The sequence below is a fragment of the Paenibacillus humicola genome, from assembly GCF_028826105.1.
Lineage (GTDB): Bacteria > Bacillota > Bacilli > Paenibacillales > Paenibacillaceae > Paenibacillus_Z > Paenibacillus_Z humicola.
Genome location: NZ_JAQGPL010000001.1, coordinates 3028403 through 3044300, shown reverse-complemented (window position 1 = coordinate 3044300; position 15898 = coordinate 3028403). Strand labels below are relative to the sequence as shown.

The window sequence follows — 15898 nt, the reverse complement described above, 5'->3', positions numbered from 1 at the left end:
CAGCTAGCATTGCGAGTATGTCTTTGCCGAAAACCGGGTGTCCCACAGGCAGAAGCCGTCATGATGCTTGGTTGTAAAGCAGATATATTGCATACCCGCGGCTTCCGCCATATCAATCCAGGCGTCCGGATCGAAGCGGCCAGGATTGAATTGATTGATCAGCAGCTCGTATTCGCTGCGCTTCAACATCCCTTTTCCGCGCCACAAAATCTGTTCGTGCCAAGCAGGGATGGCATATAAGCAGCAAGGATAAAAGGGCTTGCCAAGGCAGCCCTTCATCGCTTGATCGGATCATTACATTTAAATACAAACTTTCCCATAATGTGTTCCCTGTCCAAAATACCGAATTCGCTTCGATGGACTGGTCAAACGGGAATACACGGTCGATGACCGGACGGAGCCCGCTCTGTTCGATTGCCTGGTTCATATTCTCAAACATGCTGCGGCTGCCAACATTAATCGCTTGAAGGCGAGCCTTCTTTAAGAGGGCAGGCACGATATCCAACTCCGCGCGAGCCCCCGAAAGAAGGCCGACGATGCTGATCTGACCACCCACTATCAAGGCAGAGAGCGAGCGGTTCAGTGTAGCGGCTCCGCCAAGATCGAGAATAAGATCGGCTCCCCGATCATGCGTCTGCTCCAGAACGGCCTTGTCCCAATCGGGTGACAGCTTATAATTGATGCCGTAATCCGCTCCAAGTGACTTGGCTCTCTCCAGCTTTTCGTCGCTGCTCGAAGTGATGATCACATTGGCACCATGCAGCTTGGCGAATTGCAACGCGAACAAGGAGACACCGCTTGTGCCTTGAATGACGACTGAATCTCCGGGCTTGACTCTGCCTTCCTCGACGATAGCATGCCACGCCGTCACTCCTGCGCAAGGAAGGGCAGCAGCCTCTTCGTCCGTCAAATGTTCAGGGACACGGACCAAACCTTCCTCCGGCAAAACGGCATATTCTGCAAGAAGCCCTTGCAACGGAGACCCCAATGTGCTGCCCCAGTTCGCCTGTGTCGGTTCATCGGAAATCCAACTTTGGGTAAATATAGCGCTGACCCGGTCTCCCGGTTTGAATTTATTGGAGCGTCCCCCCATGCTTACGACTTCACCGACACCATGGGATAACGGGATAAGCGGCATTTTCAGGTTCGGTTCATACACTCCGTTAATTACACCAATATCACGGGAATTAAGTGAAACCGCACGCAAGCGGATAAGAACTTCACCTGGTCCGGGAACCGGAATTTCACGTTCGACGGATTGTACATGTTCAAGACCGAATCCGCCTTGAATTTCGAATACTTTCATTAATCTATACCTCCATTCAAGAATGTAGACAAATCATAATTTAAAAAACTAAAATAAAGTAAGTAGGCACTTTAAAGTTCGTTAGTATCCCGTAAGTGGAGAAGGAGGCCGTGGAATGAGGGAAAACGTCGAAAGCATCCGTTCCGACCTTTCGGTGAAGGTCTGCGCTAAGGCTCTCGATATAATCGCCAATAAATGGACCGTGCTGGTTGTTTATACATTGGAAGGGGGCAACCTGAGGTACGGGGAAATGAAAAGAAGAATCGACGGTATATCGCAGAAGATGCTGACCCAAACGCTGCGGCTGCTGGAACGAGACGGATTGGTCAGACGTGTCGTCACGTTGTCTGTTCCTCCAGCCGTTGACTATTCGCTTACACCGCTAGGGGTTACGTTAGTGGGCCATCTGCAACCCTTAAAGAAATGGGCAAATACTGTCTTCCCGATTATCGAAAGTGCGAGAGAGAATTATGACCGGAATACTGGTGTGACCACCATAAATTCCGAAGATGACGAAGGTAAAGATTCAAACACGAAATCCGAATCCCCCTTCGTTGTATAGAGCCGCGGGAATTGTCTTCTTGCGCGGCACGCTTGGCATGGGCTGTTTTTGGGGTCCCGATGCCTTGTTCGGACAAATAAGAGGAATTATAAGTATCATAATCCATTTCGACCGTTTCCGTATGATCTCCAAGCTGCCGATAAGTAGGATGAACCTGGGTTCCTCCGGCATAACCAACGCGGGTTGTACATGGCCGATCAGTGAGGAAGAAAAAGGAAACATACTCCATCTTATTAAACAAATCATATGGTGATTGCTTTTCTCCACACTTGGCGGTTCTGACAATGAATCAAGATAATTCTGCTATATCCGAATGGATATTTTAACACCCACCTTTCGGCAAAAAATTACGGTCTAACTGACTTGAGAAATTGAAACAGCGACAGCCGAGAACGAGAAAATATAGTCCTGGACTACCGCTGTTTTATAGAATTTACGTTCTTACGATCGCTTAATGATCTGTCTATCCAGGTCTTACACTATATTTTGAAATAATGTCCTTGCTCCAGATCTGCGAGAAGTCCATGTTGGATAGGCTTCCAGCCGAGCAGCTCCTTCGTTTCATCACTCGATCTTGCTAAGTCAAGCGACGCGACCATGCCTAGAAAACCGTAAATTGCTTGCGCCTCTTCACGTGTGATGCTGACTACCGGCACATCTATGTGACGACCGATGACTCCGGCAATGTCGCGGAATGGAATACCTTCGTCGTCCACGCCATCCAGTCGTGAGCCTGCAGGCGCAGATTCAACAGCAAGGCGGAACAAAACTGCGGCATCCAAGCGATGAATCGCTGGCCAACGGTTGGTTCCGTCTCCAATGTAAGCCGATAGGCCTCTTTCCCGGGCGATCCGGATTAATTGCGGCACGAAGCCTTTATCTCCCTCTCCATGAACGGAAGGTGCAAGCGAGACGATTGATGCTCTCACGCCTTGTTCTATAAACGCAAGTGCTGCATCCTCGGATGCCTTGCCATTTGCATGAGCTGTGATAACAAGTGGTTTACCGGAGCCCGCAAGCCCCTCTCCCATTGCTTCGATGGCACGAAGATCAGCTGCTAGTGATGCGGCGAAATTAAAGAAATCGTGGTTAAAAGCCAGATGAATAACACCGTCTGAAGCGGCTGCATTGCTTCGCATTAAACCCAGGTCCTCTAATACACCGCGAGCCACCTCGGCTCCCAAGCTTTCTAATACATGAGCACCACTCTCTGAACGGGTCAGACCAACCACCTGATGGCCCGCACCGATGAGTTCGCGGACAACTGCTGTACCAATGAAACCTGCTGCACCCGTAACGAATATACGCATAATTGTGTACGCCTCCTTAAGCATTTGACGAAGATATGACTTCAGTCTAAACTATGAAGTGCACTCTAAGGCAAGTATTTGGAGGTATGAAATCATATGAAAATTCAAGAATTAGCCGACTTGATGGGATTAACACCCCACACCATTCGTTTCTATGAGAAAGAAGGCTTGCTTGACAGCAGGCATGTTCAGCGAGAGAAGAATAATTATCGCAACTACTCAGACGAAGCAACTGAGCGGTTAAAGCTGATTAAGAAATTTCAAGGCATCGGCTGCTCGTTAACTGAGCTGAAGACGATTTTGCAGGATCACGATACGAACGCACGTACGAACCAAGAAGTAATAGAATGGATTCTTCAGAAGATCAATGAGATTGAGCGCAAGAAGGACGAATACGATCATATGCTTGTAACGCTGAACTGGATGCTGACATACAGGAAGCTGCTGAATGAAGATCCACAGCAAGCTGAGGCTATGATGGCGGAATTACGTCTTAGAATTAACAGCTAGCCTTATGATCGTGAAAAGCGTCAGCAGAAAACGCAAAGCTCGGATTTTGTACAAATGTTTATAAAAAGGTGATCAACCTTGCTGCCCGCCGGGATTTTTGTCCGTACGTATGTTCCTTATGATAGTTCAGTTCCGACTCATAACCGTATCTCGGCCAACCTCTTTGATACGTTATAGGTTTTGATCCTGTCGGATGTGGGCAACCAATCGATCTCGTAACACAGTCAATTGTAATTGTTCTGTTTCAGCAAAATATTTGAGATGCAAATAAACCAGCTCCGAAAGGATCTGGTTTATTTGATTGGCTATGAGTTAAAGCCCATACTTTTATGATTTGATACTGTCCAATGCGTTTTATCACACCTTGACTCTTGTCCGAAAATCCTTCCGGACTAGATTTTCATTTAAATCATCTTGGTCATATTCCCATCGATGATATAATTGGCACCGGTTATCATGGAGGCCTGTTTCGAAGAAAGGAAAATAGTCAAATTAGCAATATCCTCAGGTTCAGCAAAGCGGCCTAACGTTATACCGGCCATCTCTGGTAGCTTAGTCATGACTTCATCTGGTGTCATGCTTGCCGCGGAAGCGATCGAGCTGGCCATGCCGTTTTCTGCGTTCCACAAAGGAGTTACTACCGGACCAGGTGAAATCGAATTCACTCTGATTTGGCGAGGCCCGAACTCACCAGCAAGCATTTTTGTTAGATTATTTATAGCCGCTTTTGTTGTACCATAGATAGGCAGCATGAGCTCTGGCATTTGAGCGTTGATGGAAGAAATGTTAATCACCGCACCTACATTCTGTTTTAACATATGGGGTAACGCGGCTTGTGTCATTCTTACAATACTAAAGAGATTCAATTGGTATAACTGCTCCCATTCTTCGATCGAGGTTGCCAGAAAACCCTGCCCCCTTCTTTCGTCGATTGCGCCAACATTGTTAACCAAAATGTCTATTCTTCCAAACGCGCTGCCAAGGAGGTCCGATAATTGTTGCGTATCCCGTTCTTCATTGAGATCAATTGCAAAATATTTAACAGCATCCGCATTACTTTCGATTAATTGGGCCAATTCATTTGTAACTGTCCGGGAAATGGCAATAACGTTGGCACCTTCCTCCACAAACTTCTTAACGATAGCGAGTCCAATCCCTTTACTTGCTCCTGTAACAACTGCTACTTGGTTTTTCAAATGCATATCCACAAGCATTTCCTCCTTTTTTTGAATGGATGTTCAAGAAATGGGATAAAAAAGTCAGCCATCCCTTAGTCTAACTGACTTATCAGTGCATGAATGATGGATTCTAGGCTGGTTTTATCCAAATTTGATTTAACTAGAGCCTTTAATCCGACTAAATTGTTGACAAAAAACAACGCCATAGCAATCTCGTTCAGGTCTCGGCGGAATTCGCCGGTTTCTTTGACAATTAACCAGCCTTTTTTGGCCACTGACTCGTCCAGGATCGAGAATAACATTTGATTTAAAAGCCATTGACGTAACCTTCTCAAGATGGCTTAGAATATCTGGGCTTTGTGTGGTTTAACGCGTGATTTCAGGTATAATTGTATTTATCTCCAAAATAATCCTCATGCATTCCGTTAATTGCTGCACGGAAGTTTTCTCATAATCTTGGTTCCAGAAGAGATGCTTCGCATTATCCAAAGCATCGTTATAATCAAACTCTTGATTACGTCCCATATGAGACAACTCCTTCAAATATGACAATATGCTTTTTTGAACTTAAGTCAAGAAATACTCCAACATAGACCGATGATTTCCCGGATCGGCTGTCGTCTATATAACGAAGGCATAAAGGAACACAAACTAATTTGACGAAGAGGTGTTTTGAAAATGGCATTAACGTCCGCATTCACGAGCTTCAACCTGCCTGTAAAAAACGTAGAACAATCGAAAGCGTTCTTCACCGGACTCGGATTCGAGCTCAACCCGCAATTCCCCGAGAATGAGAATTCGGCAGCCATCGTGATCGGCGACAACCTGCAGGTCATGCTGATCATTCAAGCCTTCTTTAATACGCTCACAGAGAAGGAATCTGTCGATACGAGCAAGTATGCGCAGATGACGATCGCATTGGCCTTCGAGAGCCGGGAAAAGGTCGATGAAATCGTGAATACCGCGGTCTCCTTGGGCGGGAAATTACACGCTGAACCTGAAGATCATGGGTCCATGTATCATTGGGGCTTCGTGGATTTGGACGGCCATCTGTGGGCCATTAACTACATGAACATGGATGCAGCACGAGGTTAAGGCTAACGGAGAGTACGCTCGTATTAGGGTGCAAAAAGAAAGACGCCGGGCATCTTCCCCGGCGTCTTCTTTGCGATGATTAGTTTTGTTCGGTATAGGCTTTGAAATTGTTCATGATCGCTTGCCAGCCTGCTTGCTGGAGCTCGACGGGATTGGAGCTTTCCGGGTCGAACGTTTCAATGACCTTCGTCTCATTCCCTTGATCGACGAAAGCAATATCCACCTTTCTTCCGTCTTCCATCGTGTAGCCGATCGCCTCATGCCGATTCACGACATCGTAGACGCCGCCAAAATCAAAGCCCATGCTGCCATCCTTCGCTTCCATCCGTGTCAGAAACTTGCCGCCGGCCCGCAGATCGTTTTCGGCTCTCGGCGCATGCCAGTCCTCGGACGCTTGATTCCACTTCGTGATGTGATCCGGCTCGGTCCAATAGCGCCATACCTTCTCGACAGGGGCTTGAATGACGACTTGCACAGTTACTTTCGTCGGTTGATTCGTTTCCAATTGAATTCGACACCTCTTTCATGATATTCATCGTTTGGCCATTCTTAATGATATAGACGTAAACCAATGACGAAATTCATCGGTCAATTCGCTCAGGCAGCCCAAATCGCGAAAATAATGGTGTATGAATGAAGTTTTGAACGTGCAGGATTTGATTATCTTTGGTTTCGATAACGTGGATGCCCCATGGTACAAGGCCGGAGCCCTCTTTGCCCGGCATATACTGGGCCAACGCCGGATAACCGCCATTCACCGTAATGGGCACAAATCGCGAACCTTCGCAATGCCAGCGAGTAAGCGAATAGAAGGCGGACAAATCCTCCTTGCCGCGGATCCACATCTCGAAGGGCGGCATCGACATGCAGCCTTCCTCGTGGAACAGCGCGACGAGCGCAGCAATATCGAATTTCTCAAAGGCCTCCACATACCGGGACAGCAGCTGCTGCTCCGGTTGAACGTCCATGCTGCTGAGCTCATCCGAGCGAAGCTGCGCCCGGTCCATCGTCTCTCGGGCTCTTTGCAAGGCGCTGTTTACCGCTGCCGGCGACATCGCCAACGTTTCCGCGATCTGCTTGGAGGACCATTCAAATACATCCTTCAAAATGAGTACCGCGCGCTGCCGCGGAGGCAAGGTCTGCAGGAGAGCGATGAAGCACAGTTGAAGGGTATCTCTGCGGACGAGCCGGTCCTCCGGATTGCCCCCAAAGTCGGGAGACGGCCAGATCCAGGCAGAGTCCGGCAGCGTATCGCGCGGCTCGACGATGGCGACTGCCGGATCGAACAGATCAACGGGAAGCGCGCGGCGTTTGGATTGTCTCAACTTGTCCAAGCACAGGTTGGAGGCAATCCGATAGACCCAAGTTTTGAACGAGGATTCCTGTCTGAACGTGCTCCAGCTCTGCCAGACCCGAATACTCGTCTCCTGAACGGCATCATCCGCATCATCTATAGAGCCTAGCATTCGGTAACAGAACGAGGTTAAGCCCGGCTTCAAGCTTGCAAATAAAGATTCGTCAAATGCGGTCTCGTTCATCGCGGCCTCCCTTAACGATCTCCCCGAAGGGCGGTACCTTCATTATATGCAATGAAGCGGACAGCCTCAATAGAATAAATAGGCAGGATTATGGGATCACGAAAAATGGAGCAGCTGCGCCGCGGCAGATTGCTCCATTATCTCCATCCGTCCATTCATGTCTCTGACTTAAAAGTCTTGCCCAACCCTTGATCCAAGCCAAAGTAGTGGCGAAAGCTATAAATCAGCGGGTTCCACGCGACAGGATTGACATGCTGCTCGCTCAGCACAATCGCTTCGTGAGCGTGGACTTTATGCACCTCTACCTCGATGATGGCAAATCCCTCCGACTTGTGGAGGTTGACAACTTTGGCCTCGATTTGCAAAGGGCATTCTTCCACTCGATGCGGTTGCACGACATCCGAAGAAAGCGGTGTGAAACCACTGGCTGAAAATTTATCGTGTTCAAAACGGTACTGTTCCCGTTTGTAGTCTGGCACCGGATTGGCACCGGTTAACCTGGCCAATTTTTCTACGTGCCCCCAGTCCGACGCATCCGGCAGGTTGACAACGCATTCCCCGCACCGAAGCAGATTGGCTAATCCCTTCCCGCCCCCGCCAAGCCCGAGAACAATGCGATTCCCTAGCGCCCAGGCAGATGACATCGGTGTGAGGTTTGTCGTCCCATCCTCATTCAAGGTTGAGAGCAATACGACCGGAGTGCCAAAGTACAGTATTTTTGGCTGAATGACCCGTATTGCCGATTTCGTTTGTTTATTCATTTCAATCACCTCAACTAGCATTATAGCCGGACAAATATTCGACCATCATCGAATAATGAAAGCAATGCATTGTTGAAGTGTTTCGTATCAAAGTTTTAGGCCAAACTCGTCAGCCAAGCCATACAGACCTTCGGCCGTTACGCGTACCGCACGCCCGCCGGGAATACGCGCAATCCACCCGAGTTCAAACAATCGGTTGGTAATTGCGGCACCCAGACCGCCGGCGAGATGGTGCCGCCTCTCGCTCCAATCCAGACATTGCCTGGCAAAATGGCGCTTTCCTTTTTGAACGGCATCTACATCGATGCCGAAGTGTTTAAAACGGTCATAGCCCTGATTGCTCACGACAAAGTCTCGACCGGATTGTTCGATCATTCCCAATGCAAGCAGCCGATCTGTCAGCCCCACGCCTACTTTTCCCGCGATGTGGTCGTAGCAAGTGCGGGCATACCGCAATACTTTTGTCCGGTCGTATTCCTTGAGTGACCGAATCGGCTTTTGCGTTGCAATGGCATTCAGCGCTTCAAGCGCGTATACTACTTCGGGCCCGGCCAACCGATAATAGCGGTGTCGCCCACTCATTTCCTTGATGAGCAAGGCCCCCTCGATCAATTTTGCCAGATGCGAACTTGCCGTTTGTGGCGTAATACGCGCGGCACGCGCAAGTTCGCTGGCCGGAAGAGCTTTGCCGCCTAACAATTCCAGCAGCATCGTAACGCGCGAAGGGTCGCCGACCAGCGCCGCTACTTCTACGATATTCGGTATTGCTGCCATCTTGTCCCCTCCCATTAACATGTGTCATCTGTTGATATCGTACCACAATTATATTTCGATGGCGGCCGAAGTCATGGATATATAAACCGGTTATCTACAAAGAGCAGGAGTTGCATCTTCCCTGCCGGTTAAAGCCGTAGAGACGTCAAAACGGAGAGTCCGAGTGCCAGCCAGCATCCGAATGCCGGTTAACTAGAAGCCGGGTCAAAATACGCTCGGCTGATCGAAAGCCGACTTAAGGTTGAAATAATAAAGAAGTGACTGATCGAGTACTCGCGAACCCCGTTCAGTCACTTTATTTTATGGGTGCAGCGGTCAAGTCGTTATGTCCGGCTGCATAGGCGTTTGTTTGATACGATGGATCCGTTCCGACAAAAGCGCGATAAACGCCGATGCGGCCTTCCCCAAATACCGGTCCTTCAAATAGATGACCCCTACTTCCCTGCGCAAGGCGGGGTGCAGAAGCGGGATCGCTTTCAAATCGGGATGCGGATACAGCTCCAGTAACGTCTTCGAAAGAATCGATAAACCGGCGCCTGACCGGACCAGCATCAGCAGCGATTCGATGGTTGTCGTCTCAATTTTCGGCTTCAATCCAATGCCAAGCGCAGAACAGGCCCAATCGATCGTCTGACGGCAGCGGTGCGTGTAAGGGAACAGAATAACGGGTTCCTTCTGAATATCCTTAAACTCGAACGATTCGCGACCGGCAAGCGGATGATCCGATTTTATCACGACATAGAAATCTTCTTCGTACAGCGGCACCTTTGTGAACCGTTCATCCTCCAGCGGCAGGATTGTCACCGCGAAATCGAGGTCGTTCCGGAGGAGAGGCTCCACGACATCCTCCGCGCCATGCAGCTTGATTTGGATATCGGGATATTGCTGGTTAAAGCCGATCAGCACGCCGGACACGAGCTCGTTAATTTCGCCGATCAGCGCTCCGATCGCCAGCATGCCGCGCTTCATCTGCTGCAGCTCGAAAATCTCTTCGCGCGCTCCGGCCAGCGAACCGAAAATTTCCTTGGAATGCTTGTACAGGATGGAGCCGGCCTCTGTGACCGTGATTTTCTTTTTGCCGATGCGGTTAAACAGCGGGATGCCCAGCTCGTCTTCGAGCAGCTTGATTTGGTAGCTGAGAGTTGGCTGCGTGATGCCCAGTTTCTCGGATGCCCGGGTAAAATGCAGCTCTTCGCATACCGCGTTAAAGCACTCCAGCTGTTTGAATTCCATGGAACCCCCTCCTTGGCGGCACGGCTTTCGTCAGATCCTGCCCAGGCTGTTCCAGCCGTGCGGTCATGCGCTTTCATCCCCCGAGCTTCGCCCCGTATCTCCGGTCTGCAAGAACCGCCCCGATATTCACATTCCGTCATGAATCCAATTATAGTGCAATAACCTACACAGGGGACAAAACCTGTATAGGTTTACGAATTATTTTTTCGACCATCGAGAAACGTTATTCAATTACAATCGAATCTCTGCGATGAATGCACCCAGCGCGGATGACTTTGGCATAGACGCCGACGGCTCCTTTATTGTGCTTCACAGCCGCCTTCAGGACCAAAGGATCGTTTGGCAGGTCTCCCTGAGCCAAAGTGGTCATAATGCATCGGACACAGGGCTGCGTCACTTCGAGCACGACATCGCCGCCGATTCGAATCCGTTTGCCTACCCAGTCGTTTTCGACAAAACCTTCTTCACCCGGTACATCGATAACGATATTCGTCCTGAAGCGCCTGGCCTCGATCCGGCTTTCCGGAATAAGGGACTTCATTTTGTTAAGGCTTGCCGTCGTTAATACGTGCACGATATCGATATCGTAAAAGGTGCCTTTCGGAGAGCTGCGCGTAAAGACGGACTTCCGGTTATCCAGTCCTTCGATGTCCGGTATATAGCCCTCAAACTGAACCTCGCCGGCTTCCGTGGATATGGCGGTCACTTTGACCGGCCTGGCCAGTTTGTCCGTCAGCCTTTCGTCCAGATCGTCGTCCGTCGTCAAGCCCCAGCTGCCGTCGGGAAACGTGATTCGAACTGCGGGCAGTTTCGCCGGATCTTGAGGCGGCTCGACGTAAGCGGCGCGATAATCGAACATGTTCGGCCATTTGATCGGATTCTTGGCATTCGCGAGCTTGCCGGTCAAAGTATCAATTAGCGCAAACTTTCGGTCCCCTGCCAGTCCTTTTTCCGTAATATCGGTTGCATTCAACTCCTCACCAATCATTGATTTGACGGGATATCTCCATAACGAGACGACATAAGGCTTACTCATTGCAGCATCTCCTTTACCTGCAACGTATATCGTTGACTGTAACCACTTTATTAATATTTATGGAATAGATCAATACTCAATTTTAAATCAAAATAATAGATGGAATGAATCGAAACTTCGCCGAACAAAAAAGTGCTCAACACCAGCTATTCAAAGCCAACGTTAAACACTTGTCACTCGGTCGGTTCTAGGTTTTTCAGTTTGCACCCCGTTTTTTCCGTCTTATCATCTCTAACGGTTGAAATTCGGTTAACTCCAGTTGCTCTCCATCTCCTGAATGCGCCTTGCCTGTTCTTCGGGCGTCAGATCCTCGATATGCGTCGCGACCCACCAAATGTTGCCGAACGGGTCGAGCACCCCTCCGTATCGTTCCCCGGCATGACTCATAACTTCTGTCATATCCTTTCCCCCGCTGCCAAACGGTTCCGTCCTCTTTAAGACCGAGACTATCGCTATCACCTGCTGCAACCATCGTTACGCCGGATTCGAACTCCCTTCTAGCGACGCGGAACCGGCCTCCGTGGATCGTTGTCTCACCCATCTTCACTTCCCTCATTTTTCCTTAAATCTACCAAAGGACCAAAATTTATAAAATTACCCTTTGTACGATTAAATAAAACTAATTGTTACTGGGTAGAATAAAATATATAATTTACCATTTTATTTATTTCGATTGAACTGATCGTTAAAGCAGCATACCCTTTTTACCATCCGGTTTGTCTTAACACTTTATCGATTCCCTGAACATTCCTTTCCAAGCATCGTTATAATCCAGCAAGGTTATCAACGAAAAAAAGGGCTCGAAACAGTTGTGTAAGCATCGGAACGCATTTGTATAGAAGTTCTTGTCTTCAGTTCACGACAAGAACTTCTATACAAAATAAAAGAGCCGCAGTTTATGCGACTGGCGGATGCACGAACGAAAGCGCAATGATGCAGTATGGGCAAGGGAACTGCCCTGAACAATGGCTGAACACTGCCGCTGCCGCAAAACTCTTACGTGATCCCAATAGCCGGTTTGCTGTTCATGGCTCAGTCGTGATAAGATGGCGGCAAAGTATAAGGGTTAGCGGAGGTGACTTTGATGTTTGACAATAATATAAGCACAGTGACGCTTGGCATGGGCTGTTTTTGGGGTCCCGACGCCTTGTTCGGTCAATTAAGAGGAATTATAAGAACTCGCGTTGGCTATGCCGGAGGAACCCTAATCGATCCTACTTATCGGCAGCTTGGAGATCATACGGAAACGGTTGAAATGGATTATGATACCCGGACCCTTTCATTGGAGAACGTTCTGGATGTATTTTGGAGCAACCATAATCCTGTTAATATCAGCGGGTATAAAGGCCGTCAGTATCAATCCCTGGTTTTGTATCGTGACCAAACTCAGCTAAACGTGATCCAGAATGTCATGAAAATACGGGAAGAACAAGGTAAAGGAATGCCTTGTACTGAAATTGCTCCATTTAACCGTTTTTATCCTGCTGAGGATCGACATCAGAAATATTATTTGAAACGCTATCCTAATGCGATTGACATACTGAGCAGCCTTTTTCCAACCCCTCAAGAACTGACGGATGCAACCTTGGCAGCAAGGCTAAACGGTTTGGCGAAAGGGTATACCAATCTACATACCATCCTAGACGAAATCAGTTCATGGCCGATTAGCGAGGAAGAAAAAGGAAACATGCTCGATCTTATTAAACGAATCAAATGGTGATTGCTTTCACTACATTTGGCGGTTCTGACAACGGCTCAAGATAATTCTGATGTATCCGACACGGAAGTTTCAACACGGTGAATAAATTAGTTGAAGCCGGGAACTTTTTAACGGTTTTTAGCCGGGTACGGGAAATCTGCGAAAAGGCGCATACAAATGGGACGGTGAAACGATGCGCCCTTAACGCAAGCGAAGCTGCAGCGGAACAATCCCTGCAGCTTCGAACGGGGATTTATTAGCGCTCATTCGTCTCGTGAGGTACTGCGTCGCAGGTTTCGACGTAAAACGTTAGCAGGCGGTGCTTCAGCGCCTTCAATACATCCTCCAGCTCGGGATCGTCGATTCGATTGGACGTCTCTCCGGGATCATCCATCAAGTCGTACAGTTCGTCCATTTCGTACAAACGGTAAACGTACTTGTACCGGTCCGTGCGGACCATCACCGCTTTCGTATGCTCGGGACCGTCTCCCCATTGATATTTCAAACGCGGATAGTAGAGAAAATCCGGTGACTGCGGGCCTTCCATTTCCTTACACTGGTTCTCCTCCCTCAGCCTCCCTCCTTCGCAGAACACAGCATCGCGGTGCACCCCAGTTTCACCCGCGATGAGCGGAAGCAGGGAACGCCCGTAATGGGAATGCTTCGGGGCGATGCCGGTCAGTTCCTCAACCGTTGCCGGAAAATCGACTAGCTCCACCAGCGCATCGCGGATACCGGGCTTGGTTGCTGACCAGGCAGGAGGCTTGACGATGAAGGGCACCCGGGTCAGGCAATCCTCAAACGTATTTTGCGTTTTCTCGACCAGCCCGTAATCGCCGGTGAAATCGCCGTGATCGGAGAAGAAGAATATCGCCGTATCTTCGTATATCCCTTTTTCCCGTAGAGCCTCAACGACCAATCCGAATTGACGATCGACTCTGGCGCACATGCCGTAGTAGGTCGCACGCAGTTCCGTCCAGCGTTCTTCCGTCCAGCCCTGAAGTCCTTGGCTTTTGCTTATACCCTTCAGCAAGCTGGGCTTGCGGCTCCAATCGGCTGGCGCAGGAATGCGGAGCGGCAGCTTGCCACGGTCGATCAAGCCGAAGAAGGGCTCCTCGACCCCATAAGGGGGATGTGGGTATCCGAGCGGCAAATAAATGCACAGCGGCTGATCCTCCGGAGCGTTGTGGATCTGTTCCACCGCACCGAGAACGTTGGCCCAGTCCGAATCGTAATAGGGCTCTTCATCATGCTCGTTCCCGATTTTGCCGGCGAAGAAGGAAAAGTAATTGTCCCCGCCTGGCAAACCGCGCCAATCGTCGGAAGTATGCAAATTGGTGCGCGGGTCAGGCTTCCGTTCCGGAATATATTTGACATCACAATAGTCCTCAAAGCCGTTTTCGGCTGGGACTAGGTCGTTTTTGCCGCCCCACCAGACGAAATAGCCGTTTTCTTTCAGTGTTTTCAGCAGAACCGGTTCGTCTGGCCGCATCATGTGAAACATCGTACGGTGACCTCGAACGTGCGGATACCACCCGCTCATGAACGAACACCGGCTTGGCGTACAAACCGGGTTTTGGCAGAATGCGCGGCTGAAGGATACGGCATCCGTTTCCACGATTCGGTCCAAATTCGGAGTTACGGCCGCTTTGTTGCCAAGATGGCCCATAACGTCTCCGCGCCATTGATCGGGGTTGAATAACACGATATGTGGTTTGCGACTCACAATCAATCAGCCTCCCTGGAAAGGAATGACGGTCAATATCGTTTGGCAGGCCAGGCAGGTCCGTCAATTAGCCTTTTACGGAGCCCGAGATGCCCTCGATAAAGAACCGTTGAAAAACAACGAATACCAGCAAAACCGGAAGGAGTGAAATGGTTGCGGCGGCCGCCATACCGGAATAATCAATAGAAAACTCTCCAGTAAAAGAAAACATGCCGACGGCCAATGTCCGCAGTTCCGGTGGCACCCGACGATTCGGCCAGGATGACGCCGGTTCGTGTGTTAAGAAGCCCCAGATGCTTAATTATTTGAAAAACCGGAATGATCGTATAGCCTTTCGGGATGAACATGGTTGCAAAAGCCAACGTAAGGACTTACCTGGAAAATTCACGCGGCGAAGCGCGTAGCCGGTTAATCCGCTGAGCACGACCACCAATACTACCGAGATAGTAATAACGACAGAATTCAGGAAATATACCGAGAAATGGGCACCGTGCCACGCACGGGCGATATTTTCCCACTGCGGCTGTTTCAGCAGAAGGCTAAACCGGCAGTGACGAATTCCAAATTGGTCTTCAAAGCAGAAGAAATATCCAAATAAACGGATATATCCAAATAAAGCCTATAATGATCAGCATAATATGAATCGTAATATTAGTCCATTAGCGTTTTTTATGAATGGGCCGCCCCGTCTTCCGTCAAACCGTTTAATTTCCCTCCAGACTGCCCGCTTTTCCGTGCAAGCCTTGCCAGCCCACCGATCATTAGTGTCAGCATGAAAATGGTCAATCCGAATAGGATGCCTGCCGCGGAGGCGTATCCTATCTGCGGGAAAAGAATGCGTACCGGAAAATGTAAAGATCCGCCGTCTTTGTTGCGTGCAACGGCCCGCCGCCAGTCAGAATCTTCACCAAATCAAACACGTTCATGCTGTTGACGATGGTCAGCAGCAGAATGACGACCGCGTAAGGCGCGAGCAACGGCAGCGTAATATACTGAAGCACTGCCCAACTACTTGCCCCGTCCACTTTGGCGGTTTCGTATACATCCGTAGGCAGCGATTGCAGCCCGGCCAGCCAGTAGACCATCATCATGCCGAAAAACTTCCAGGAACCGACGAAATTCAACACGACCATCGCCGTAAAAGGCTTGCCGAGCAAGGGGATCGGGCTG

The 15898-nt window shown here is 49.4% G+C and carries 19 protein-coding genes; 4 read left to right on the top strand and 15 right to left on the bottom strand.

Annotation, left to right across the window (positions count from 1 at the left end):
* Positions 1-3: 3 nt before the first annotated feature.
* Complete coding sequence (locus PD282_RS27570; protein WP_476703960.1) at positions 4-189, bottom strand: alpha-L-fucosidase; 186 nt, start codon at positions 187-189, stop codon at positions 4-6.
* The gene (locus PD282_RS13980) at positions 113-1306 is read right to left on the bottom strand and encodes a zinc-dependent alcohol dehydrogenase family protein (RefSeq protein WP_274651288.1); all 1194 of its coding nucleotides are present in this window, start codon (positions 1304-1306) and stop codon (positions 113-115) included. Before PD282_RS13980 ends, PD282_RS27570 begins: the two co-directional genes overlap by 77 nt.
* 115 nt (positions 1307-1421) lie before the next feature.
* Here PD282_RS13980 and PD282_RS13975 point away from each other — a divergent pair, with 115 nt between their 5' ends.
* Entirely contained in the window at positions 1422-1868 is a 447-nt protein-coding gene (locus PD282_RS13975) for a winged helix-turn-helix transcriptional regulator (RefSeq protein ID WP_274651287.1), read from the top strand.
* On the opposite strand, the gene PD282_RS13970 is transcribed toward PD282_RS13975, so the two are convergent.
* Positions 1753-2097, bottom strand: coding sequence for a peptide-methionine (S)-S-oxide reductase (locus PD282_RS13970; RefSeq protein ID WP_274651286.1), 345 nt, complete (start codon positions 2095-2097; stop codon positions 1753-1755). The two genes, PD282_RS13975 and PD282_RS13970, sit on opposite strands and share 116 nt — an antisense overlap.
* A gap of 250 nt (positions 2098-2347) precedes the next feature.
* Entirely contained in the window at positions 2348-3178 is an 831-nt protein-coding gene (locus PD282_RS13965; RefSeq protein WP_274651285.1) for an SDR family oxidoreductase, read from the bottom strand.
* 96 nt (positions 3179-3274) lie between these two features.
* On the opposite strand from PD282_RS13965, the gene PD282_RS13960 reads away from it, so the two are divergent.
* A complete protein-coding gene (locus tag PD282_RS13960; protein ID WP_274651284.1) occupies positions 3275-3688 on the top strand; it encodes a MerR family transcriptional regulator in 414 nt (137 codons plus the stop codon).
* A gap of 404 nt (positions 3689-4092) precedes the next feature.
* Here the strand turns inward: PD282_RS13960 and PD282_RS13955 are convergent, their stop codons facing one another.
* Positions 4093-4890, bottom strand: a complete 798-nt coding sequence (locus PD282_RS13955; RefSeq protein WP_274655215.1) for an SDR family NAD(P)-dependent oxidoreductase — start codon at positions 4888-4890, stop codon at positions 4093-4095.
* A gap of 342 nt (positions 4891-5232) precedes the next feature.
* Positions 5233-5391, bottom strand: a complete 159-nt coding sequence (locus PD282_RS13950; protein ID WP_274651283.1) for a hypothetical protein — start codon at positions 5389-5391, stop codon at positions 5233-5235.
* A 153-nt stretch (positions 5392-5544) separates the two neighbouring features.
* On the opposite strand from PD282_RS13950, the gene PD282_RS13945 reads away from it, so the two are divergent.
* Complete coding sequence (locus PD282_RS13945) at positions 5545-5961, top strand: VOC family protein (protein WP_274651282.1); 417 nt, start codon at positions 5545-5547, stop codon at positions 5959-5961.
* A gap of 79 nt (positions 5962-6040) precedes the next feature.
* On the opposite strand, the gene PD282_RS13940 is transcribed toward PD282_RS13945, so the two are convergent.
* The 7 genes from PD282_RS13940 to PD282_RS13910 all read right to left on the bottom strand — a co-directional run bounded on the left by PD282_RS13940 (position 6041) and on the right by PD282_RS13910 (position 11702).
* Positions 6041-6466 (bottom strand): SRPBCC family protein, encoded by a 426-nt coding sequence (locus PD282_RS13940; protein ID WP_274651281.1) that lies wholly within the window; start codon positions 6464-6466, stop codon positions 6041-6043.
* A 76-nt stretch (positions 6467-6542) separates the two neighbouring features.
* Positions 6543-7499 carry a sigma-70 family RNA polymerase sigma factor gene (locus PD282_RS13935; RefSeq protein ID WP_274651280.1) on the bottom strand — a complete coding sequence of 319 codons (957 nt, stop codon included), beginning with the start codon at positions 7497-7499 and terminating at the stop codon, positions 6543-6545.
* A 155-nt stretch (positions 7500-7654) separates the two neighbouring features.
* Entirely contained in the window at positions 7655-8260 is a 606-nt protein-coding gene (locus tag PD282_RS13930; protein ID WP_274651279.1) for a flavin reductase family protein, read from the bottom strand.
* 87 nt (positions 8261-8347) lie between these two features.
* Positions 8348-9034 carry an ArsR/SmtB family transcription factor gene (locus PD282_RS13925; protein WP_274651278.1) on the bottom strand — a complete coding sequence of 229 codons (687 nt, stop codon included), beginning with the start codon at positions 9032-9034 and terminating at the stop codon, positions 8348-8350.
* Positions 9035-9349: 315 nt separating this feature from the next.
* A complete protein-coding gene (locus tag PD282_RS13920; protein ID WP_274651277.1) occupies positions 9350-10267 on the bottom strand; it encodes a LysR family transcriptional regulator in 918 nt (305 codons plus the stop codon).
* Positions 10268-10490: 223 nt separating this feature from the next.
* Complete coding sequence (locus tag PD282_RS13915) at positions 10491-11303, bottom strand: MOSC domain-containing protein (protein ID WP_274651276.1); 813 nt, start codon at positions 11301-11303, stop codon at positions 10491-10493.
* Between the two features lie 249 nt (positions 11304-11552).
* Positions 11553-11702: a hypothetical protein gene (locus tag PD282_RS13910; RefSeq protein ID WP_274651275.1), complete on the bottom strand. Its 150-nt coding sequence runs from the start codon at positions 11700-11702 to the stop codon at positions 11553-11555.
* A gap of 685 nt (positions 11703-12387) precedes the next feature.
* On the opposite strand from PD282_RS13910, the gene PD282_RS13905 reads away from it, so the two are divergent.
* Positions 12388-13023 carry a peptide-methionine (S)-S-oxide reductase MsrA gene (locus PD282_RS13905; protein WP_274651274.1) on the top strand — a complete coding sequence of 212 codons (636 nt, stop codon included), beginning with the start codon at positions 12388-12390 and terminating at the stop codon, positions 13021-13023.
* 235 nt (positions 13024-13258) lie between these two features.
* Here PD282_RS13905 and PD282_RS13900 read toward each other — a convergent pair whose 3' ends face one another.
* Positions 13259-14728, bottom strand: coding sequence for a sulfatase family protein (locus PD282_RS13900; RefSeq protein WP_274651273.1), 1470 nt, complete (start codon positions 14726-14728; stop codon positions 13259-13261).
* Between the two features lie 818 nt (positions 14729-15546).
* Positions 15547-15885: a carbohydrate ABC transporter permease gene (locus PD282_RS13895; RefSeq protein ID WP_274651272.1), complete on the bottom strand. Its 339-nt coding sequence runs from the start codon at positions 15883-15885 to the stop codon at positions 15547-15549.
* Positions 15886-15898: the final 13 nt, after the last annotated feature.

Bases quoted from the DNA above. Each gene is read 5' to 3' on its own strand.
- PD282_RS27570 (WP_476703960.1), bottom strand. From the start codon at position 189: ATGTTGAAGCGCAGCGAATACGAGCTGCTGATCAATCAATTCAATCCT.
- PD282_RS13980 (WP_274651288.1), bottom strand. From the start codon at position 1,306: ATGAAAGTATTCGAAATTCAAGGCGGATTCGGTCTTGAACATGTACAA.
- PD282_RS13975 (WP_274651287.1), top strand. From the start codon at position 1,422: ATGAGGGAAAACGTCGAAAGCATCCGTTCCGACCTTTCGGTGAAGGTC.
- PD282_RS13970 (WP_274651286.1), bottom strand. From the start codon at position 2,097: ATGGAGTATGTTTCCTTTTTCTTCCTCACTGATCGGCCATGTACAACC.
- PD282_RS13965 (WP_274651285.1), bottom strand. From the start codon at position 3,178: ATGCGTATATTCGTTACGGGTGCAGCAGGTTTCATTGGTACAGCAGTT.
- PD282_RS13960 (WP_274651284.1), top strand. From the start codon at position 3,275: ATGAAAATTCAAGAATTAGCCGACTTGATGGGATTAACACCCCACACC.
- PD282_RS13955 (WP_274655215.1), bottom strand. From the start codon at position 4,890: ATGCATTTGAAAAACCAAGTAGCAGTTGTTACAGGAGCAAGTAAAGGG.
- PD282_RS13950 (WP_274651283.1), bottom strand. From the start codon at position 5,391: ATGGGACGTAATCAAGAGTTTGATTATAACGATGCTTTGGATAATGCG.
- PD282_RS13945 (WP_274651282.1), top strand. From the start codon at position 5,545: ATGGCATTAACGTCCGCATTCACGAGCTTCAACCTGCCTGTAAAAAAC.
- PD282_RS13935 (WP_274651280.1), bottom strand. From the start codon at position 7,499: ATGAACGAGACCGCATTTGACGAATCTTTATTTGCAAGCTTGAAGCCG.
- PD282_RS13930 (WP_274651279.1), bottom strand. From the start codon at position 8,260: ATGAATAAACAAACGAAATCGGCAATACGGGTCATTCAGCCAAAAATA.
- PD282_RS13925 (WP_274651278.1), bottom strand. From the start codon at position 9,034: ATGGCAGCAATACCGAATATCGTAGAAGTAGCGGCGCTGGTCGGCGAC.
- PD282_RS13920 (WP_274651277.1), bottom strand. From the start codon at position 10,267: ATGGAATTCAAACAGCTGGAGTGCTTTAACGCGGTATGCGAAGAGCTG.
- PD282_RS13915 (WP_274651276.1), bottom strand. From the start codon at position 11,303: ATGAGTAAGCCTTATGTCGTCTCGTTATGGAGATATCCCGTCAAATCA.
- PD282_RS13910 (WP_274651275.1), bottom strand. From the start codon at position 11,702: ATGACAGAAGTTATGAGTCATGCCGGGGAACGATACGGAGGGGTGCTC.
- PD282_RS13905 (WP_274651274.1), top strand. From the start codon at position 12,388: ATGTTTGACAATAATATAAGCACAGTGACGCTTGGCATGGGCTGTTTT.